This is a genomic window from Pseudoalteromonas sp. APAL1, from assembly GCF_021532475.1.
Taxonomy (GTDB): domain Bacteria; phylum Pseudomonadota; class Gammaproteobacteria; order Enterobacterales; family Alteromonadaceae; genus Pseudoalteromonas; species Pseudoalteromonas lipolytica_C.
Genome location: NZ_JAKGAW010000003.1, coordinates 1 through 21,503, shown reverse-complemented (window position 1 = coordinate 21,503; position 21,503 = coordinate 1). Strand labels below are relative to the sequence as shown.

Annotated in this window: 21 protein-coding genes and 1 tRNA gene; 12 read left to right on the top strand and 10 right to left on the bottom strand. The window is 41.2% G+C overall.

Annotated features, from left to right (window positions below; translation table 11 throughout):
• Positions 1-18: 18 nt before the first annotated feature.
• From L1264_RS02310 to L1264_RS02285, 6 genes are all read right to left on the bottom strand, one after another.
• Positions 19-1,371, bottom strand: coding sequence for a sodium-dependent transporter (locus tag L1264_RS02310; protein WP_138556975.1), 1,353 nt, complete (start codon positions 1,369-1,371; stop codon positions 19-21).
• A gap of 172 nt (positions 1,372-1,543) precedes the next feature.
• Positions 1,544-2,833, bottom strand: coding sequence for an ATP-binding protein (locus L1264_RS02305; protein ID WP_199525940.1), 1,290 nt, complete (start codon positions 2,831-2,833; stop codon positions 1,544-1,546).
• Between the two features lie 6 nt (positions 2,834-2,839).
• Positions 2,840-3,547 (bottom strand): response regulator transcription factor, encoded by a 708-nt coding sequence (locus L1264_RS02300; RefSeq protein WP_135924073.1) that lies wholly within the window; start codon positions 3,545-3,547, stop codon positions 2,840-2,842.
• Between the two features lie 16 nt (positions 3,548-3,563).
• Positions 3,564-3,962, bottom strand: a complete 399-nt coding sequence (locus L1264_RS02295; RefSeq protein WP_135924074.1) for a DUF3019 domain-containing protein — start codon at positions 3,960-3,962, stop codon at positions 3,564-3,566.
• Entirely contained in the window at positions 3,952-4,791 is an 840-nt protein-coding gene (locus L1264_RS02290; RefSeq protein WP_235383494.1) for a MipA/OmpV family protein, read from the bottom strand. The genes L1264_RS02295 and L1264_RS02290 overlap by 11 nt, the downstream gene beginning before the upstream one ends.
• Before the next feature lie 169 nt (positions 4,792-4,960).
• Positions 4,961-5,764 carry a hypothetical protein gene (locus tag L1264_RS02285; RefSeq protein WP_135924076.1) on the bottom strand — a complete coding sequence of 268 codons (804 nt, stop codon included), beginning with the start codon at positions 5,762-5,764 and terminating at the stop codon, positions 4,961-4,963.
• 115 nt (positions 5,765-5,879) lie between these two features.
• Between L1264_RS02285 and L1264_RS02280 the strand changes: the two genes are divergently transcribed.
• The gene (locus tag L1264_RS02280) at positions 5,880-7,031 is read left to right on the top strand and encodes a serine hydrolase domain-containing protein (protein ID WP_199525944.1); all 1,152 of its coding nucleotides are present in this window, start codon (positions 5,880-5,882) and stop codon (positions 7,029-7,031) included.
• A 96-nt stretch (positions 7,032-7,127) separates the two neighbouring features.
• On the opposite strand, the gene yhbY is transcribed toward L1264_RS02280, so the two are convergent.
• Positions 7,128-7,424 carry a ribosome assembly RNA-binding protein YhbY gene (yhbY, locus tag L1264_RS02275; protein WP_135924078.1) on the bottom strand — a complete coding sequence of 99 codons (297 nt, stop codon included), beginning with the start codon at positions 7,422-7,424 and terminating at the stop codon, positions 7,128-7,130.
• 89 nt (positions 7,425-7,513) lie between these two features.
• Between yhbY and rlmE the strand changes: the two genes are divergently transcribed.
• From rlmE to L1264_RS02235, 8 genes are all read left to right on the top strand, one after another.
• A complete protein-coding gene (gene rlmE, locus L1264_RS02270; protein ID WP_135924079.1) occupies positions 7,514-8,143 on the top strand; it encodes a 23S rRNA (uridine(2552)-2'-O)-methyltransferase RlmE in 630 nt (209 codons plus the stop codon).
• 66 nt (positions 8,144-8,209) lie between these two features.
• On the top strand, positions 8,210-10,150 hold the full coding sequence (ftsH, locus tag L1264_RS02265; protein ID WP_135924080.1) for an ATP-dependent zinc metalloprotease FtsH: 1,941 nt from the start codon (positions 8,210-8,212) through the stop codon (positions 10,148-10,150).
• A 98-nt stretch (positions 10,151-10,248) separates the two neighbouring features.
• On the top strand, positions 10,249-11,097 hold the full coding sequence (gene folP, locus L1264_RS02260) for a dihydropteroate synthase (RefSeq protein ID WP_199525945.1): 849 nt from the start codon (positions 10,249-10,251) through the stop codon (positions 11,095-11,097).
• The gene (glmM, locus tag L1264_RS02255) at positions 11,090-12,445 is read left to right on the top strand and encodes a phosphoglucosamine mutase (protein WP_135924082.1); all 1,356 of its coding nucleotides are present in this window, start codon (positions 11,090-11,092) and stop codon (positions 12,443-12,445) included. Before folP ends, glmM begins: the two co-directional genes overlap by 8 nt.
• 69 nt (positions 12,446-12,514) lie before the next feature.
• On the top strand, positions 12,515-13,264 hold the full coding sequence (gene tpiA / locus L1264_RS02250; protein ID WP_235403606.1) for a triose-phosphate isomerase: 750 nt from the start codon (positions 12,515-12,517) through the stop codon (positions 13,262-13,264).
• Position 13,265: 1 nt separating this feature from the next.
• The gene (gene secG / locus L1264_RS02245) at positions 13,266-13,613 is read left to right on the top strand and encodes a preprotein translocase subunit SecG (protein ID WP_135924084.1); all 348 of its coding nucleotides are present in this window, start codon (positions 13,266-13,268) and stop codon (positions 13,611-13,613) included.
• A 77-nt stretch (positions 13,614-13,690) separates the two neighbouring features.
• Positions 13,691-13,775: transfer RNA gene (locus L1264_RS02240), tRNA-Leu, on the top strand.
• Positions 13,776-13,970: 195 nt separating this feature from the next.
• A complete protein-coding gene (locus L1264_RS02235) occupies positions 13,971-14,915 on the top strand; it encodes a general glycosylation pathway protein (protein ID WP_199525949.1) in 945 nt (314 codons plus the stop codon).
• A gap of 16 nt (positions 14,916-14,931) precedes the next feature.
• On the opposite strand, the gene L1264_RS02230 is transcribed toward L1264_RS02235, so the two are convergent.
• Together L1264_RS02230 and L1264_RS02225 are read right to left on the bottom strand one after the other, a co-directional pair.
• Positions 14,932-15,090, bottom strand: coding sequence for a hypothetical protein (locus L1264_RS02230; RefSeq protein ID WP_199525951.1), 159 nt, complete (start codon positions 15,088-15,090; stop codon positions 14,932-14,934).
• Positions 15,090-15,932: a VOC family protein gene (locus tag L1264_RS02225; protein ID WP_235403605.1), complete on the bottom strand. Its 843-nt coding sequence runs from the start codon at positions 15,930-15,932 to the stop codon at positions 15,090-15,092. Before L1264_RS02225 ends, L1264_RS02230 begins: the two co-directional genes overlap by 1 nt.
• Positions 15,933-16,319: 387 nt before the next feature.
• Here L1264_RS02225 and L1264_RS02220 point away from each other — a divergent pair, with 387 nt between their 5' ends.
• Positions 16,320-18,542: a TonB-dependent receptor gene (locus L1264_RS02220; RefSeq protein WP_199525955.1), complete on the top strand. Its 2,223-nt coding sequence runs from the start codon at positions 16,320-16,322 to the stop codon at positions 18,540-18,542.
• 42 nt (positions 18,543-18,584) lie between these two features.
• Here the strand turns inward: L1264_RS02220 and L1264_RS02215 are convergent, their stop codons facing one another.
• A complete protein-coding gene (locus L1264_RS02215; protein ID WP_138556968.1) occupies positions 18,585-18,953 on the bottom strand; it encodes a hypothetical protein in 369 nt (122 codons plus the stop codon).
• A 44-nt stretch (positions 18,954-18,997) separates the two neighbouring features.
• Between L1264_RS02215 and L1264_RS02210 the strand changes: the two genes are divergently transcribed.
• Positions 18,998-19,564, top strand: a complete 567-nt coding sequence (locus tag L1264_RS02210) for a GNAT family N-acetyltransferase (RefSeq protein ID WP_135926257.1) — start codon at positions 18,998-19,000, stop codon at positions 19,562-19,564.
• Between the two features lie 64 nt (positions 19,565-19,628).
• Complete coding sequence (gene ggt / locus L1264_RS02205) at positions 19,629-21,287, top strand: gamma-glutamyltransferase (protein WP_199525957.1); 1,659 nt, start codon at positions 19,629-19,631, stop codon at positions 21,285-21,287.
• Positions 21,288-21,503: the final 216 nt, after the last annotated feature.

The following is a 21,503-nucleotide window of genomic DNA, read 5'->3' as shown; positions in this document are numbered from 1 at the left end:
GGCTACCTCAGCAATGTGTTAACTTAACAGTGAGTTTGCAAACACGAGTGAGATGGCAAGTGGGCAAATGAATTTTATATACCATGGCCATACTTTCCAGAAGAAGCTATTCGCAACATCAGGGCAGCCTTGCTGAATTTCTTTTAATAAAGATGCTCTATGCCAGATCCAGCCTACAAAAATACAGCACATTAAACCAAGAACTGGTTGGCCAATTTTAGTGGTTAAAGTTATTACAAAGCCAAATAGTGTCCCTAGGTTAAACACAATCGTAAAACTTATCAGTGCAATAATACCGCCGATGATCCAAGTTGCTTGCACACGCTTCAAAGCAAAGCGTTCAACTGCATAAGACACAGGGGCTTCTAGCATTGAAATTGATGAAGTTAATGCGGCGATGCTCATCAAAGCAAAGAAAGCAAAACCAACAAAAATACCCACATCTCCCATACTTGTAAACAGGGCAGGTAACACCTGAAACACCAAGGTATCTTCAGAAAGTAATGCGCCTTCAGGCGAAAATATCTGTACGCCTTGTGCCTGTGCTACATACATTGCAGGGATAATTAATAAACCGGCTACAAAAGCAATAAACACGTCAATAAGCGTTACATATGCACCTAGCGATACAAGGTTTTCTTTTTTACTGATGTATGAGCCATAAATAATCATCACACTTGTACCGAGCGATAGTGAGAAGAATGCTTGACCTAAAGCATTAACAAGTAGCTCGGGATTTAAAATTGAAGAAAAGTCAGGCACTAAATACGCTTTTAAGCCAGCAATAGCCCCATCTTGCGTCATTACATAAATGATCAGCATGAACAAAATGCCTAGCAATGCAGGCATTAAGCGCTTTGACCACTTTTCGATGCCGTTTTCTACACCTTTCGAAATAATAGACACGGTCAAAATGATAAAAGCAGCTGTGAATATTAAGTTTCTTGATAGTGACTGCTCACTTAACCAAGTGCTTGCTTGGGCTTGTCCAGATAACTGTGCGACAGGCTCTAAAGTAGCACTTAGCATCCAGCCTGCAACAATAGCATAAAAGCTTAAGATAAGGCCCGCACAGATAATGCCACCAAACCCAACCATAAATGCAAATTTCTTTTGCCACTGATGATTAGTCACTTTTCTAAGCGAACTGACAGCATTAGCTTGCCCATGACGACCAATAACTAGCTCTGCCATTAATGCAGGATAAGCTAAACAAAACGCCAGTACTAAATAGGCAACCAAAAAAGCGGCACCGCCATTACTTGCTGTTTGTGTTGGGAAGCCCCAAATGTTTCCTAGGCCAACGGCAGAGCCCGCTGCAGCCATTATAAATCCAAAGCGGGAGCTGAACTCCCCACGTGATGCGCTCATATTATTTTACTTCTCTATCTTTGACGGCGCTGACAATCTACTTGAATTAACATCAAATAAAAAGAGTTAATCTAGGTCAAATTCGTTCTATGTATTGTTATCTTTGAAGTCAGCGTACATTTCGTGCAATTGTTCTCTACAATACGAGACAATTAACATAATTGAAACATGTTTAAAGGCTTTTATTTTGAATTGAAAGAGTAAAACAAGCGCCTCCGAGCTGTTTGCTCTTTGTAACGCTGACAGTGCCGTGGTGCCAGTCAGCAACTTTAGCGACAATGGCTAAACCTAGTCCATAACTTTCACCATCTCGATTACGATGAGTCTGCTCTTGGAAAAATGGACTGAATACTTTATGCCAGTTTTTTGGATCTATTCCCGGACCATCATCTTCAATTGTAAAAATAACCTGATTTCCAGCTTGTTTAGCGGAAATCAGAATTTCTGATGTCGCAAAATCACAAGCGTTGCTCAATAAGTTAACGATTGCTCTGGCTAACCAGTGTAGATCGGCACATACAGAGCCAGGTTCGATTTGTTGCTGAATGCGAAGCTGACGTTGCTCCAGTTTAGGTTCTAGTTGGTGAACTAAAGTAAGGGTATAACTATCAAGATCTGACTCATTAAAAGTGAGCTGATTTGCTTTTTGTTCTAGTGTGGCAAAAGCAAGATAGCTTTTTAGCATCGACTCCATTTGATCAAGATCTTGCTCCATACGGGCAAGGTACTCCAGACGTTTTTGTTCGTTTGGACTATCTTGTGCTGCCTCTAACCCAAACCGTAAACAGGCAATAGGTGTTCGTATATCATGCGATAAACTTGACGCCATCAACTTGTTTTCTTCAAGTAGCTTTTCTATCTGGCTTGCCATGCGGTTAAAGGTTAGCTCGACGTCCTTGATATAGGTAAAATGTGATACATGAATGCGGCTTTTCAAGTCACCTTTAGCAAAACGTTGCGCCGCGTCATTTAACACCGATAAGCGCTTAGCTAATGGAGTAATGATAAAACCCATGAACACACAAAGCCCAGCATAAAAAAGCATAGTTAGTAACACATCGTTACCTTGTTCATGGCTATGGTCTTTCATTAAGCGCATTTTTAAATGGTGTGACCCTAAGTTTGGTTCACTGTAAAGCAAGTAATAACCTTGTTGATCTTCGAGAATTAGCCCGCTTGGTTGCGTAATTTGTGCAAGTAATGATTGAGGTAAAGCAAGCGATTGAGTTGGCCTGTATTCCAGCTGAACAGTAAAGTCATCATTAAGTTGCTTGATAGCTTGTTGGCGTTGGCTGGGTGAAATTGCTGCTAATTGTTTTGCAAAACCTTTTATCATTTGGGTTTCGCTATAAAAAACGTCATGAGGCGTTTGGGTTTGCTGACTGAACGCATCAATAAGCCAACCCAAAATGATAATTGAAAGGAGTGCACTGCCTAATAAGGAAAGGTAAAACTTTTTCACACGCGTTTACTGCCACGCTGTCGAAACAAGCAAATAGCCTTTGCCCCAGATCGTTTTAATTTTTTCTGGGTGTTGTGGATCATCATTAAACTTTTTACGTAAAGACGAGATGAGCACATCGACACTTCTGTCTAAGCCATCATACTCTCTGCCTTTCGTCGCCTTAAACACGGCGTCTCGTGATACCACTTGGCCTGCATTACTGGCAAGGTAATGTAATAATAAATATTCTGCACTTGAAATATGAACTTCATCTTCGCCAAAGTACACAGTACGTGATTCTGTATTGATAGTGAGTTTACCAACATTGATTGTGGTACTTTCTTTACTGGTATCTTGCGAGTCAGTTTTAGAGCGCAATGCGGCTTTTATGCGCGCGAGCAGAGCACGAGGACGCACAGGCTTCATCATGTAATCACTAGCGCCTACTTCAAGACCAATCACTTCATCCATTTCTTCGTCCCGTGCTGTCAGCATGATAATAGGAGCCTGATAGAACTGCCTTAAATCACGACAAACACTAATGCCGTCTTGTCCGGGTAGCATTATATCGAGTAACACTAAGTCAGGAGCTGTTTTACGTACCTGCTCAACAACGAGGTCGCCTCGTGAACAAATAGTGGTTTTATAACCTTGTTCAATTAAGTATTCGGCGACCCAATTGGCGAGTGAAATATCATCTTCAACTAATAATATTGTTCCGTAATGTTCCATTATTTACTCCAAACGGTTAGAACAGTCGCCAACGGCGTTTCTTTTGACGATTTTTATAAACCCACTGTAATTGTATTTCAGTGGTGGCAACGACTTTGCCGTTGTCACTATTAATAAGTTCAAAGCCAATCGTTTCTGCTGAGTCGAATTCGTAGCGAAATAAACCCTTTTGTTGCATCAGCCAGCATTGAATGATGTGTTTGCTTTGTTCGTTACGTAAGCAATAGTTGCCTATGCTCTGTTGTTGCCAACTAATGTCTACATCGGCGTAACAGCTTCTGCCCTCACGAAGTGCAACACAGGTGTCAGGTAATGCAACCAAAGCATTAGCTTTAGTATCAACGGATTGTTGTTCTTGCGCATGTAATGAGGCAGAAAACCCGAACGCTATGATGAAATAATACTTAAAAGACATAGCGCACGCCTACCTTGGCTTTATGCTGATACTGTTGTGAAATAATAGGGCTTTGGTGAATATCACTAGAAAACCAAGTAGACAGCCAGCCTGTTAAGAACACCCAATGTCTGTTAAGCGGATATTCGGCATGAAATTCAAAGATCAGGCTATAAGAGGTATCAGGGCGATAAACAGGGCGGTTTGCAAGTGCTTCTGATTCTGAAATACCAAAATAATAATTAGTAAAGTCTTCAGAATAGGCACTTAAGCCAACACCAGAACGAAACTCCCAGTTTCGCCATGGAATAATTTGGCTATAAAACGAATTCATTACCCAGCCATTATGTGTGCCGGAAACATCTTGTAAATACTCAAATGAAATTTGCGAGTTTTCAAAGCGGCGAGATAAACGCAAGCCAACATCAAAATCGTAATTTCTATTTTTTATCCCTGCTAGTTCATCGATGACATCGTCACCATAAAAGGCGAGACCCGTTTCATCAAAACCAGACTGAATGTTTGTACCGACTAAATCAAGACCCCATTCAAACTTGTCAATCAAGCTATAGCCCATAGTTAGGCCACCACTTAATTGGCTTTGGTCATAATCGAGGTAAAACTTTTCATACGATATTGCAAGGTGAATGTCTGGCTCAAAACCATCATTGTATGAATCCATGCCCACTAGGTAAGAGTCTTCGATGTAATAACCCGCTCCAATGCCCCAGTCCCAAGCAAAGCCTTGGCTTGGCTCCAAAGTGTTGTCAGCATAATAGCGATTACTGGCATGGCTTGATGCAGCGAAAAACCACAAGCAAAGTACTAAAATGGTGGCGTAAACTCGCAATGTCTCATCCTTGTTTCGAAAAAGTAATGTCGTAAGAGGATATAGTATATTGTTATCGAGTTCCTGTAATCTGTAAAAAAATGTAGGTGTGGGCTTAGATGTGTAAGAAAGTGTTACGAGTACTAAAAGATAGGCTGTTTGTTTATGGGTAAAACAAACAGCCTAGATGTTATTGTACTTTAATTTTATCGAGCAGGATGCTGCTGAGGTAATATTGCATCATAGGTGTTAGAGCACTAATTTCAGTGCGATTACACGGACCTTGTTGCTTAGTTAATGAACTCATACGCATCACAGTTTGGTAAGGCGGTACCTGTACTTTTTTGTTAATGCGCTCTAGACGAGCTTGTTCAGTATTTTGTGCATGAATAAAGCTGGCAACTTCTAGCTCATTTTTAATAGTTTGCTGTTGCTCTACACGATAAATAAGAGGCTCACGGTGAAAGCTCGCGCTGTCGATTGAAGATTTTGCAAACCAGACCACATCTCCGGTCTTTTTATGCGTTAGACGCATGCTTACTTGTGCCAAAATAGTCGCGCATTGTTGAGTTGGATATTGCGCAGCAACATCTGCAAACAATGGAAATGCTTTATCGGGCTTAACTAGCTGATATTCAGTATCATCAACCAAATCTAAATCAAGCTGATGAATCGACAAAGCGTAATCAGCTTCATCACCTTCTATTACTTTTAATTGTTTTTCGATTAAAGCATCTGAAATTTGTTTATAAAGAGTGTCAGTAACACTCGTTTTGTCGGCAATAATAGTAACAGTCTGATTCTTTTTAACGGCATGGGCTGGCAATTGAACAGACTTAACTTTAGGAGCTTCGTGCTCTGTTTGATACTCAATTTGAAAGTATTGGCTTTGCAGTGTCGGTTTTTTTGGCATAGTTAAAAGCGGTGCTGGTTCTGGTTTTAAAGCGCAACCAACTGAGATAAAACAAAAAATCAAAACAAAAAGAAAGCGCATATAGTATAATCTACCCATAAAAAATAAAGATTAAGCGTATTGTACGTTAGTCGAAGCAAAAGTTCATGATATTATGTTATGAGAAACTTCCTAAACGAATTTAAAAAAATAACTAATGAAGTACAGTTTACGTTTTATTCCTTTCTTTTTTCTCCTTCTTATTCAGCTTTTTTCAAGTCGGAATGCACTTGCTAGTGATCAGCAATGGCAAACATTCGTCAATGATTATAATAAATATTTAACCCGCAAGTTAACAAGTAAAGGTATTCCTGGCGGTTCATTGGCGATTGTGAAGATAGGAGAAGAGAATTTCATCAAAGGGATTGGGCGAACAAAAATAAAGGATGGTCGCAGGGTAAACCAACATACTCGGTTTCGTTTAGCTTCGGTGTCAAAAACTTTTGCAGGTTCACTTACTGCAAAACTTGCGGCACAAGGCGAATTTAATATTGATGATCCAATTAGTAAATTTATTCCTGAGTTTTCAAATACCGTCTACAAAGATGATTTAAAAATTTATCATATATTGAGTCATTCAAGTGGCTTGGTGCCAAATGCCTACGATAACTTAATTGAGTCACGGATGAGTTATCCCGACATTGTTGAACGTTTATTAGCAGTAGAACCAATTTGTAAGCCTAGTGAGTGCTATGGCTATCAAAATGTGATGTTTAGTTTAATTGATTCAGTAATTTTAAAATCAACTCAAATGGATTATTCCCACTGGATCACTGAATATATTTTTGCGCCACTAAAAATGAATGATGCCAGCGTTGGTTTTGAAGGCATGGTAAAAGATGAAAACTATGCGCATCCACATGTGCGTGGCAGAAAGCGTTGGTATACATCACGTTTAAAGAAAAATTATTATAAGGTGCCAGCGGCAGCAGGTGTAAATGCAAGCGCCAGTGATATGGCAATATGGCTAAACGCCCAATTAGGGCAATTCCCTGATGTGCTGCCACTGGATGCGCTGATCAAACAAACACGCCCTTATACGCATACCAAAAAGGAAACTCGCCGCAGAGTATGGCGAGAGCACGTAAATGATGCTTTTTACGGATTAGGGTGGCGTATTTATGACTATGATGACGAAGTACTTTATTACCATAGTGGCTGGGTGCAAGGTTATCGTAGTGATCTTGTGGTGTTTCCACATTTGAATATTGGCTTTAGTTTAGTGTTGAATGCCGAAACGGGTTTGATTAATGAATTAACTACTGAGTTCATTAATCGGGTACTTAAGTACACTCGTGCAGAAAAATAGCAAGCGACTCATGTTTGGTTACAAAATAAAATCGATTCAGAAATAGAAAAGCCAGCGAGTAACGCTGGCTTTTATTTTTAAATTGCCGATACGCACTTAGCCGCGTGGTAATTGAATTTTTTTATCTTCGCTTTGACGATACAGTACAATTGTGTGACCAATTGTTTGAAGCTTCTCTGCTTTAGTCTCGCGAACAATCGCATCAAAAATCAATGCTTTAGTTTCACGATCATCAGTAGGTACCTTAACCTTGATTAATTCGTGAATGTCTAAAGCGCTGTCAATCTCAACCAAAACACCTTCGGTTAAACCGTTAGCACCAAGTAATACAACAGGTTTTAAACTGTGTGCTTGACCTTTTAAAAACTGCTTTTGTTTGTTCGATAATTTCATGTTGTTACAAATTTTGCTGAATATGGCTTGAATTAAGGGTATTCTAACGCCATCTAGAGAATATTACTAATTAGTTACGTATTAATTTTATGGCAAATAAAAAACATTCAGCCAGTTCTAAGCGTTGGCTGAAGGAACATTTCGACGATCCTTATGTTCACGAAGCGCAAAAGAAAGGCTGGCGTTCTCGTGCGGTATTCAAATTAGACGAAATTCAAAACAAAGATAAATTAATCAAACCATCAATGACGGTGGTTGATTTAGGTGCGGCTCCAGGTAGTTGGTCACAATACTTAGCAGAAAAAGTAGGTGATAATGGTCAAGTTATTGCGTGTGATATCCTACCAATGGATTCGCTAGCAGGTGTCGACTTTTTGCAAGGCGACTTCCGTGAAGAAGCTGTGCTTGATGCGTTATTAACTCGTATTGACGGAAAAAATGTTGATGTGGTGTTTTCTGACATGGCACCAAATATGAGCGGCAATACATCTGTTGACCAAGCTGGTAGTATGTACCTAGTAGAACTCGCGTTGGATATGTGTCACCAAGTTTTAAAGAAAAACGGCGCATTTTGTGTCAAAGTATTCCAAGGCGAAGGATTTGATCAATACTTGCAGGATGTACGTAATAGCTTTAAAGCGGTAAAAATTAGAAAGCCCGATGCTTCGCGTGCCCGTTCTCGGGAAGTTTATATAGTGGCGACAGGCTACAAACTGTAGTACAGTTGTGCAGCGTTAAGTTGAATTTAAATTAATTGGATACAAGAGGTTAACCCCTTGAGCGATATGGCGAAAAATCTAATACTCTGGCTGGTCATTGCAGTAGTGCTAATGTCAGTGTTTCAGAGCTTTAATGGTGGTGATCAAGTTGATCGCCAAACAAGTTACACTCAGTTTGTAAGCGATGCTCGTAGCGGCGCTATTCAAGAAGTTTCAATCGAAAGCACAACAGGTACTATTACTGGCACCAAAACAAACGGTGAGCGCTTTCAAACTATCATGCCAATGTATGATAAAGACATTTTGAACGATTTATTAAAAAGCAATGTCAATGTGAAAGGTGTAAAGCCTGAAGAGCAGTCTTTCCTCGCCAGCATTTTAATCTCTTGGTTCCCAATGTTACTGCTTATTGGTGTATGGATTTTCTTCATGCGTCAAATGCAAGGTGGTGGCGGTAAAGGCGCGATGTCTTTCGGTAAGAGTAAAGCGCGCCTGATGAGTGAAGACCAAGTTAAAACTACTTTTGCTGATGTTGCTGGTTGTGACGAAGCAAAAGAAGATGTAACTGAGCTGGTTGACTTCTTACGTGACCCATCTAAATTCCAAAAGCTAGGTGGTAGCATCCCGAAAGGCGTACTAATGGTAGGTCCTCCGGGTACAGGTAAAACGTTACTTGCAAAAGCCGTTGCAGGTGAAGCAAAAGTGCCGTTTTTCACAATCTCAGGTTCAGATTTCGTAGAAATGTTCGTTGGTGTTGGTGCATCACGTGTACGTGACATGTTCGAGCAAGCGAAGAAAGCCGCACCGTGTATTATCTTTATCGACGAAATTGATGCGGTAGGCCGTAAACGTGGCGCCGGCATGGGTGGTGGTCACGATGAGCGTGAGCAAACACTTAACCAAATGCTTGTAGAGATGGATGGTTTTGAAGGTAACGAAGGTATTATCGTTATCGCAGCCACCAACCGCCCTGATGTATTAGACCCAGCGTTATTACGTCCTGGTCGTTTTGACCGTCAAGTTGTTGTTGGTTTACCAGACATTCGCGGACGTGAACAGATCCTAAAAGTACATATGCGTAAAGTACCACTAGGTGACAACGTAGAAGCGGCTGTAATTGCACGTGGTACGCCAGGTTTCTCTGGTGCTGATCTTGCTAACTTAGTTAACGAAGCTGCGCTGTATGCTGCACGTGGTAACAAGCGTGTTGTAAGCATGGCAGAGTTTGATGCAGCAAAAGATAAAATCATGATGGGTGCAGAGCGTAAGACCATGGTGATGAGTGAGCAAGAAAAAGAAATGACTGCTTACCACGAAGCGGGTCACGCGATTGTTGGTCGCATGGTGCCTGAACATGACCCTGTGTATAAAGTATCGATTATCCCTCGTGGCCGTGCACTGGGTGTTACTATGTACTTGCCAGAGCAAGATCGCGTGAGTCACTCAAAAGAGCTGCTGGAGTCAATGATTTCGAGCCTTTATGGTGGCCGTATCGCTGAAGCTTTAATCTATGGCGAAGACAAAGTAACAACGGGCGCAAGTAACGATATTGAACGTGCAACTGATATTGCTCGTAAAATGGTTACTCAGTGGGGTCTAAGTGAAAAGCTAGGTCCATTACTTTATGCTGAAGATCAAAACGAAATGTACATGGGTGGCGGTGGTAGCCGTGCTATGAGCATGTCAGATGAAACAGCTAAAGTTATCGATAGTGAAGTGCGTTTGTTCTCAGACCGTAACTACCAACGTGCTGAGCAAATATTAAAAGATAATATCGACATTCTTCATGCGATGAAAGATGCACTTATGAAGTACGAGACGATTGATGCTGGTCAGATTGATGACTTAATGGCTCGTAAGCCAGTTCGTGAACCTCGTGATGTTCATGACCGTCGTCCAGATGACAAAAAATCTTCGGCTCCGAAAGTAGAATCGGCACCCGAAGAGACAAAAAGCGAAGATTCAGTAAAAAAGGATGAAACAAACCTTGATGACAAAGCTGAATAATCGCTAAAATAGAAAAAGCAAAAGCCCCGCATGCCGGGGCTTTTTTGTAGCAGAAAACAATACTGTATTTTTTGCCATGGAAGCAGTAAAGGTGATCGATGACCGCTATTAAATTACCCCGAGGTCGCACTTTACACCTCGACGACCCTATTGTAATGGGGATTTTAAACGTAACCCCTGACTCTTTCTCAGATGGCGGCAATTACTGTCAGCTCGACAGCGCTGTCAAACAAGCGCAAGCTCTTCTAAATCAAGGCGCAAAAATTATTGATATTGGTGGTGAATCCACTCGCCCAGGCGCACCTGATGTGTCTTTAGATGAAGAGCTAAAACGCGTAATCCCATTGGTTAAAGCACTTAGGCAAAGTAGCGATTGCATTATTTCTATAGATACCAGTAAAAGCGAAGTGATGCGTCAAGCGATTATTGCCGGTGCTGATATCATAAATGATGTAAGAGCGTTGCAAGAACCTGGGGCTATAGATGTACTTGCTGAGTACCCAGATGTGGCTATTTGTTTAATGCACATGCAAGGGCAGCCACGAACTATGCAAAGTAATCCGGTATATACTGATTTATTTGCAGACATAAATCGTTTTTTTGCCGAGCGTATTGCAGCATGCGAGCAAGCGGGTATTCAGAAACATCGAATTATACTGGATCCAGGTTTTGGATTTGGAAAAACACTGGCTCATAACTATCAAATCCTTGATAAGTTTGATGAGTTTAATCAATTTAATCTACCAGTGTTAGCAGGCTTATCACGCAAATCAATGATAGGTAACTTATTAAAAAGAGACACGAGTGAGCGTTTAGCAGGTAGCTTAGCGGGAGCATTAATTGCGGCCCAAAATGGCGCTAAAATTATTCGTGTACATGATGTATTAGAAACAGTCGATGTGCTTAGCGTATGGCAAGCATGTAAGAAAGGAATTACAAATGAGTAAAACAAGAAAATATTTTGGCACGGATGGCGTTCGTGGCATGGTTGGGGAGTTTCCAATCACCCCTGAATTTGCTTTAAAACTAGGCTGGGCTGCTGGTCGTGTACTATCAAAAATTGGCACCAAGAAAGTTATAATTGGTAAAGATACTCGTATCTCAGGTTATATGCTGGAAACATCGCTTGAAGCAGGTTTAATTGCGGCGGGTATTGATGTTGTTCTTTTGGGCCCTATGCCGACACCTGCTGTTGCTTATTTAACCCAAACATTCCGTGCTGAAGCAGGCATTGTAATTAGTGCATCGCATAATCCATATCATGATAACGGTATTAAATTCTTTTCAAGCAGAGGCTTAAAGCTACCTGATGAAGTTGAGCTTGAAATAGAAGCTATGATGGATGAGCCTATGACCTGTGTTGCCTCAGACAAACTAGGTAAAGCTCGTCGTTTAGAAACAGCGGATGGTCGCTATATTGAGTTTTGTAAAAGCCAATTTCCACAAGGCCTGTCATTAGAAGGGTTAAAAATTGTGCTTGATTGTGCCAATGGCGCTACATACCACATTGCTCCTTCGGTAATGCGTGAGCTAGGCGCAGAGGTTATCTGTCATGCTTGCGAGCCAAATGGGGTAAATATCAACTTAGAGTGTGGTGCAACCCATGTTGAAACTCTTAAACGCAAAGTATTAGAACATAATGCTGATGTGGGTATTGCTTATGACGGTGATGGTGACCGCGTAATGATGGTTGATCATAATGGCAGAGTTTTTGATGGTGATGATATTGTTTACATCATTGCATGCCAAGCTGCTAATGACGATATTCTAGGTGGTGGTGTTGTTGGCACCGTTATGTCAAATATGGGCCTAGAGAATGCCCTAAAAGCGCGCGGCATTGGTTTTGCTCGTAGTAAAGTGGGCGATCGCTACGTGATGGAGCTTTTACAAGAAAAAGGCTGGAAAATTGGTGGTGAGAGTTCAGGACACGTATTGAATTTAGACCTGATCAGTACGGGTGATGGTATTATCTCGAGCTTACAAGTACTCGCAGCTATGGTCGCGCAAAATAAAACATTACAAGATCTAGGCGCTGGCTTTACAAAATATCCAATGAAAATGATCAACGTACGTTACCCTCAGGGCACAGATCCAACACAAGCTCAGGCTGTTATCGATATGGTTGCTGAAGTTGAAGCGCAACTAGGAGATACAGGACGAGTGTTACTACGAAAATCAGGGACTGAACCTGTTGTTCGCGTGATGGTTGAAGCTGAGCAAGAGAAAATTGTCCTTGATAGTGCTCAAAAAATTGCCGCAGTTGTTGAATCTGTGAGCAAACAAACCGTGGTATAACAATAACCTCTTGTAACTTAGGGCAAGTCGAGTTAGTATCTTGCCCGCTTTCTAATGTGGAGTGGAAATATGGCAACACGTAAGCCGATGGTAGCAGGTAACTGGAAAATGAACGGCTCATTAGAGCTTGTTGAACAGCTATCTAGCGCTATTAAAGATGTTCAATCGGATGAACTTGATATTGTGGTTTTTCCACCATTCCCATTAATTAACGCTGTAACTCGGCAAGATGTTGTGGTTGGTTCACAAACTGTTTCTGAGAACCAAGCAGGTGCATTTACCGGTGAAGTAGATGCGCAACTGGTTAAAGACTTAGGTGCAACATACACACTTGTTGGACACTCTGAACGTCGTAGTATTTATGGCGAATCAGATGAGGTTGTGGCAGATAAATTTGCTCGTGCGCAAGATGTTGGTTTAACACCGGTACTATGTGTTGGTGAAAGTGAACAGCAACGTGAAGCAAATGAAACCGAATTAGTAGTTGCAGCACAAATTGATGCTGTAATTAACAAATTAGGTGTAGCAGCACTGAAGAATTCTGTGGTAGCATACGAGCCCGTTTGGGCCATTGGCACAGGTAAGACTGCCTCACCTGAGCAAGCGCAAGCTGTTCATAAGTTTATCCGTGAGAAAATTGCTTCTTTAGATGATGACTTAGCGCAGCAATTAACCATCTTATATGGTGGTAGCGTGAATGAAAAAAATAGCGAATTATTATTTGCACAACCAGATATTGACGGTGGCCTAATTGGTGGCGCAAGTCTAAAAGCAGACTCATTTACTGCAATCTGCGAAAGTGCAAAAGGGACCGTATAAGATGTACGAAATTTTATTAGTAGTTTATTTAATTGTTGCTTTAGCTCTAGTTGGTATGGTTTTAATCCAACAAGGTAAAGGCGCAGATATGGGTTCATCATTTGGTGCAGGTGCTTCTGCAACCGTGTTTGGCTCATCTGGTGCTGGTAACTTCATGACTAAAACAACCACAATCTTAGCAACAATTTTCTTTGTGCTAAGTATTGTTCTAGGCAACCTAACAGCTGGTCAAATTAAAAAGACTGATGAGTGGGAAAACCTAGAAGCTGCGCCAGCTGTTGAAACTGTTACTCCTGCACAAAACGATGTGCCGGTAACAGAGGAAAAGAGCTCTGACGTACCAAATTAATTGGCTTAGGCTAATACCTGTTAAGCTGTTTTCATTCCTCAAGTAAACAAAAAGCTTAACAACATACAGAATTGTATGCGGATGTGGTGGAATTGGTAGACACGCCATCTTGAGGGGGTGGTGGCTTCGGCCGTGGGGGTTCAAGTCCCCCCATCCGCACCAAAATTAAAAAGCCGTAACACAGTGTGTTACGGCTTTTTTCGTTTTAGTGCTTTATACAACACACGATGCACTTTTTTAGTGCCATTATTCTAATTTTATATCGTCATTTTTTATATCAAGCTGATTATTATCGTTTTTTAAACTTGGAGCACACCTTGCTTACTTAGTTGTATCTATTCTCTTAAGGATACAAAGATGGCGAGAATGAGTTATCTCAGTGCAATTGAGCGATATGAAGAACAACAGTTGCTGATACACAATTTACTACTGTCTATTTTAGCGAGTGTGCAAGCTTCAATTACCAACGAACAAGACTATCAGCAACTTGTAAAACAGTATCCGTTCTTAGAGTTACAGTATTGCTTAAATGAGCAAGGTATTCAGCTCGGTGATAATGTCTGCTTTAAACGTCAGTACAAGAAGCATTTGGCGCATAAAGGAGCAGGGCAGGATTTAAGCGCTAGACCTTATTTTTTATTAGTGTCGAGCACTCCTGAGGCACATTTCACCTCTCCTTATATCTCGACAGCAACTAGGCATTTATGTATTTCTGCAATTAAACCGGTCGAAAAGAAACAAGGGGGCCATTATTTTCTTGTGATAGATGTCTGCTTAACTGAGCTGGTTGAATTTATTATGGGTGATACTAAACGTGCAAGCATGACCGCTTACTTTAAAGCTGGCTACGGCTTAATTGTTGGTTGTTTGTTTTGTTTAGTCTTTTATTTACTCTATCAAGTATTCATCGGTATGCTAGAACTGTTAATGAGTGAGCAACCTCATTCTGATCCATTAAAACCTTTTACAATCATCATTTTCGTTACTCTTGCATTAGCCATTTTTGATTTAGGAAAAACAATTCTCGAGGAAGAAATTTTGATGCATAAAGATATCTTCCGCCATAGCTCGACTCGCCGCACTATCACGCGTTTTATTTCAACTATTCTGATTGCAGTATCGATTGAGGCATTATTAACTATGTTCAAGGCTGCGCTTGGTCAAACTGAGTATGTTATTCCTGCTGTGCTGATGATGTTTGCTGTGGCGGGGCTGTTATTGGCTTTAGCTATTTATGTTTATTTAGGTGCAAAAGCTGAAGACGTGCTTTCGCACGTCCAGCGTTTAAAGATAAAGCATTAATTAAGGGCGGAGACTTTTATTTTTGAAGCGTCCCGCCAATGCCAATACTTGGGTTTACATAGACAGGCCCAACTTTAAAAGGGGCATTAATATCAAGGCTAGCATAAGGTGTGCATGCATTTAGTAGCACTAAGGTGGCTGCTACCGTGGCTATTTTTAGAATGCGTTTTTTCATTACATTTGCTCCTGAATTACAATACCTGCGCCAGCAGGATCACGAATAATGGCTACACTGCCATTTCGCACTTGTTGAGTCGGCGCCATAAGAGCTACACCACCTGCGGCTTTTACTTTAAGGAGTGTGTCGGAAATATTGGCAACTTTAATGTAGTTAACCCAGGTATTGCCAATGTTAGTGTCAGGCTTTTTAACAAAACCAATAGCCGGTTTATTATCGGCTGTTAGATATTTATAGTTATTCTCACCCAGTGTTTTGGTCTGAACAGAATAATTGCCAAGCGATTGATAAAAAGACTGACTTTGCTCAGGGTTGTCAGTCCAGACTTCTTGCCATATCCAACGATTATCACTGTATGTAGCAGCTGGGTCACCATTAACTGTGTTGATCAAAGAAAATACCGCGCCTTGCGGATCTTCTAATACTGCTATGCTGCCTCGTCCTTTAATTTCTGTACTAGCAATTAAAACTTTACCGCCAGCTGAGACTGTTTTTTCGCTTATTGCAGCGATATTGTCAGTACTTAACATGCTCAGCCAATGACTGGCATTTTGCTTATTATCAAGCTCAGCCATACCTGCAATTAATTGACCGTCTGAGGTAGCGAGTAAATAGCTGTCGTTAACCTGCTTAAACTGCCAACCAAACACATCGCCATAGAAGGCTTTAGATTGTGCTAAATCAGGGGTAATAAGATCGTGCCAAACTACATGACCAATATGCTTGGTACCTGTATCGCTAATAGCAGGTAGTTCGCTAGAGGTGAGTTGACAGCCTGTAAGTGAAATCGCAGTGGCTGCGGTTAAAATGGCAACACGCAAAGGGGTAGGTAATTTCAAAGTTTGCTCCTTGCAAAATGGGGTCAACTAAAAGCATAGACTATTTATTGTTTGTTATTAAATCAAAAGTAAGAGGAGTTAATGAAGATTTAATTGCTTTTAGCTAAGCGCTACAGGTTTACTTTCTAAAAATTTTAACCTTGTCTGTTTGCATGCAACTGAATGGTGAGATCAAGGAAGGAGTTGTTTTGGGTAAAATTATGCTATTTGTAATACATATTAAGGAGGATGTTATTTAAAATTAATAAAAAATAAAATAATTATACATGTTTTCACAAAACTGACATATAATACCCTTCCAGAGGAAAGATGCTTATAGCTAAGCGTCTTTTTTTATGCCTGAAATTTATGGGCGAAATACACACACGGTATCCTTTGGAGTTTTAATTGAAATTACGTCATCTCTCACAGTTAACTGTGGCCATTGTTGCTGCATTATCTACTTCAGCGTTTGCTGAGCAAGAAAAAACCTCTGCTAAACAAGATGCTTTCGAGAAAATCGAAGTAACAGCGCGTAAGCGTACAGAAAGCATTTTTGAGTCGCCAACAGCGGTGACATCAATCGGTGAAAACCTGATTGATAAAGCAAACATGAGCAACCTAGAAGACATTGGTAAATACGTACCTAACCTAAACATCACCCGTTATGGCGTTGGTAATGCGGCCCATGCATCCGTGTTTATTCGTGGTATTGGTTTACAAGACCACGTGATCACAACCGATCCGGGCGTGGGTGTTTACCTAGACGGTGTTTACCTTGGTCGCCAAATGGGCTCAAACTTATCATTACCAAATGTTGAGCGTGTAGAGGTGTTACGTGGTCCACAAGGTACTTTGTACGGTCGTAACACATTAGGTGGTGCTGTAAATATTATTACTAAGCAACCAGGTGATGATGGCATTGTAACGACAACGGCAAAAGTAGGTAGCCGTGGCCGTTTAGCGGGTGACGTTTACTTTAATAACAGCCTCACCGACACTGTAAGCATGTCTGCAAGCGTGTCTTATAAGCAACGCGATGGTGTAGGTGAAGCGATTAACCTTGCTAACCCAGAAAAAGAAATCGGTGAAGAGCAAGAGTTAAGCGGTCGTATGGCGCTTAAATGGCAAGCAAGCAGCGACTTATCTTTTGTGTTCTCAATTGATGGTGTTGATAACGAATCAGGCCAATCACCCTACACAATTGAATTAACAGCGCCACTGGATCCGAATGACCCATTCAATGGTGATTTCCCATTACTAACAGAAGATATGTTACCAAGCGATCCTGATGATTTAGCATCAACGGTAGCTGGTATTGAGTCGACAGCTTACTCAGGCTGGGGCACGTCTTTAACCGCTGATTGGGACATCAATAATACCTACACAGCTAAGTTTATCACTAGCTACCGTAGCTCAGAATATGAAGGTGGTCTTGATGATGACGCTGTAGCTCTTAACTTATCTGAATTCCCTGAAGAAGGTGGTGCAGATCAGTATTCATTCGAAATCCAGTTAAACGGTAGCTTCGATAACATGGACTTTGTGTCTGGTTTGTACTTCTTTAATGAAGATGGCTTCACAAGTTCTGGTCCGTTCGTATTTAGCCCATTCAACACACCAGATGGCCTTTTAAATGATGGTACTACCGCGTCGTTTGGTGATTACGGTTACTTTGATATCAACCAAGAGACTAACTCATACGCGGCTTATATCAATGCAAGCTATGACCTAAGCGACGATTTAACGGTGGGCGGTGGTCTACGTTATTCGAAAGATAAAAAAGAAGCCGATGCCTTGTTCCCAACGTTTGCGACACGTAAATACGTAAGTGCTGATTTTGATGCAGTAACATGGGATTTAAATGCGTCGTACCAGCTTAGCAATAACATGAACGTGTATGGCCAAATCCAAAAAGGTTATCAAACAGGTGGTTTCCCACCGCGTCCATTTGGTGGTCCTGATCAATTTGTTTCTTTCGATGAAACCAAAGCTATTAACTACGAACTAGGCCTTAAAGGTCAGGTACATGAAGATGTATCTATGATGCTTGCTGTGTTTGTTACTGACTACACAGACCTTGCATTACCATTCTCAGATCCAACTGCAGGTGGCGGTTTCGTTACTATCGTAGAAAATGCGGGTGAATCTAAAGCACAAGGTATCGAGCTTGAGACAACAATTGCATTTACTGATGACTTTACGCTACGTAGTGCTATTGGTTACCTAGATTCAGAAATCACAGAAGTAGATGACGGTGTATTAGGTATTGGTAAAGGTGATTCACCAGCACTAACACCACGTTGGACTGTGATGGTCGCACCTTCTTATTTCATTGATTTAAGTAACGGTGGCACAGTGGCAGTAAACGCAAACTACTCTTACCGTAGCGATATGCAAGGTCAATCAGTTTTCAACCAAAGTGAACACATTGATTCACGTGAATTAGTTGGCTTTAACATCTCTTACTTAAATCCGAACGGTGACTTTGAAGTGACTCTTTACGGTGAGAACGTGTTAAACGAAGTTTATGATGTAGGTCGCTTACAACAATCTGGCTTTGTTGGCGTGATGCGCAGCAACGACCGCAGCGAATTTGGCTTAAAATTCAAAAAAGAATTTGAGCTTTAATTACTAACAAAAAAGGGGCAAGTAAATACTTGCCCTTTCTTTTTAATTATTTTTCTCTTGTTCGCGCTTTTCGCGCGCTTCTCTTAATTCTTCAGCCAGTTCTTTTGCTTTTTGCTTGGTTTTTTCGGTAAGTTCACCTGCTGCTTCTTTGCTTTCAATCCATGCGTCTAAGGCAATCTCTTTACCGTCGTCATACATGTTTAAGCCCATTTTTTTACTCTCTTCGAGTAATTCTTGCAGCGAGTCATCATTAAACTCATTGGTGGCGTCTTTTACGTCGCCCCAAGCGTCATTAAGAGCTTGCTTTACTTCTTCTTTTGCTTCGCTAGCATCTTTCTTTGCTTGCTCGGCATCGTCACATCCTGTTAAGGCTATACAGCCTAATAAAACTAAGCTTGCTAATTTTTTCATAATTTTCTCTAATGGTTATCCAACTCCACAAGCAGTATAAACAAATAAAAATGAACATAGCTAGAACAACACGTTTAAGTTTTCGATTAATGGATGGCAATGATGCCGAGCTTTTATATGAGCTCGATAACGACCCAGAGGTAATGAAATATCTAACTCGTGGCAAAATATCCAGTATGCAGACTATCAAAGAGGTATTCATTCCACGCTTGGATGCATATCGTAATGAGCAAAAAGGGTGGGGGCTTTGGCAGGTAAATATCATCGAGAGCAATACATTTATCGGCTGGGTATTAGTACGGCCTATGGGCTTTTTTGAACAGCCCGATTACAGTGATTTAGAAATTGGTTGGCGCTTTAAACAAATGAGCTGGGGTAAAGGTTATGCGTCTGAGGCAGCATTAGCTGTTGCCCATGCGGTATGTCAGGATCCAACAGTTAAATCGCTCTCAGCGACAGCACTGAAGGATAACATCGGCTCTATTAAAGTGATGGAAAAGCTGGGGCTTAAATTTATTAAAAACTATAACCATACAGATGAGCACGGCCAATTACCTGCGGTGCTCTACTCTTGTCCAAAAGAGCAATTAACACCATTTGAACACAACTGATTGACCCAACCAGCTTTAACATGCGTAAATGGGTGAAAGTTTCATCAATAAAAAAGGAAGTTCTATGACTCATATAGTTAAGTATGCAGCGCGATTATGTTTCGTAGCCGTATTATTTTGTCATCAGTCACTACTTGCTAAGCAAGCAGCTGTGGCTATGCCTGATAGTTACAGCAGCGACACCGCTCGTGCCATTTTAGAGCAGGGTGGTAATGCAGTTGATGCAGCAATTGCTGCACAGTTCGTATTAGCAGTTACTTTACCTGAAGCCGGTAATATTGGCGGTGGCGGTTTTATGCTGATCCAAAAAGATGGCAAGGGTGATTTTATTGATTACCGTGAGACGGCTCCAGCTGCTGCACACAGAGATATGTATCTTGATGAAAAAGGAAATGTCATCGATAACATGTCGGTATACGGTATTCACGCAAGTGGTGTACCGGGCAGTGTTGCAGGTATGTGGCTTGCGCATCAAAAGCACGGCAGTTTAGAGTGGAAGACTCTGCTAGAGCCTGCAGTTAAGTTAGCTGAGCAAGGTTTTGTGGTTCATCCAAAATTAGCCGCTAGTATTGAGCGTTACATTGCGCGAATGGCTAAGAAGTCGGTTAACATTAACTTTTCAGATTACTTTGCTGATGCCAAAGCAAACAAGGTTTTCAAGCAGCCAGAACTTGCCGCCACATTAAAGCGTATTCGTGACCAAGGTAAAGCAGGCTTTTACGAAGGTGAGACAGCGAAAATCATTGCGACGTTTATGAAGCAACATGGTGGCATTATTACTGAGCAAGACTTAAAAGCTTATGAAGCTAAATCGCGTACACCAATTAAGGGTAACTGGCGTGGTTACGAAGTGCTCACATCGCCACCGCCAAGTTCAGGTGGTATTGCTATTTTACAGTGGCTAAAAATGTACGACCTTGCAAAGCCAAAAGGAACACTTGAGCACAATTCAACAACCTATGTCCATATTTTGGCTGAAGTAGGTAAACGCGTATTCGCCGACAGAGCTGAATATTTAGGCGACCCAGATTTTTATGAAGTGCCAAAAACTGCATTGCTTGCAGATGATTATCTCGCCAAGCGAGCAAGTACAATTCGTCCAGATGCCATTTCAACTACCGAGAACATCAAACCTGGTTTACACGAAAGTGAACAAACAACGCACTTTTCTATTCTCGATAAGTGGGGCAATGCGGTAGCGAATACCACCACGATAAACTTGAGCTTTGGTAGTGGCGTTGTTGTTTCTGGTGCAGGGTTCATTTTGAATGATGAAATGGATGACTTTAGTGCCAAGCCAGGTGTGATGAATGTATTTGGTGCAATTGGTGGTAAAGCTAACGAAATTCAACCACATAAACGTATGCTAAGCTCAATGACACCGACCATTCTACTTCAAGATAACAAAGTTAAAATGGTAACTGGTTCGCCGGGCGGTACCACGATTATTAGCTCTGTGTATGAGTCTATTTTAAATGCCATTGAATTTGATATGACCGCCGAACAGGTTGTAGATAGTCCTCGTTTTCATCACCAATTATGGCCTAAAAATGTGATTAGATACCACACAGGTCTTGAACCAAAGGTTGTTAAAGCCCTTGAGAAAATGGGTTATACACTTGATGAGCGCCATTTTGGTGATTTACATGTGATCATTAATAAAGACGGTAAATTAGATGCAGCCTCTGAAGCATCTGGCCGCGGTAAGGCGATGGTGTTTTAATTTCACCTTAAACCAGACACAAAAAAGCACCCTCGGGTGCTTTTTTGATTTGATTAGTTGTTTAACCAATCGCTGGAATAAGCCCCGCCATTTGTAAACCTTGAGCACTAATAATAAGCACACCAAACAGGGCGGCCAGTGCTAAACCAATATTACCGCCTTTAACTTGGTAACCCGCATCTGGTTTGCTGCTTCGTTGCTTATAGACCATAGCAA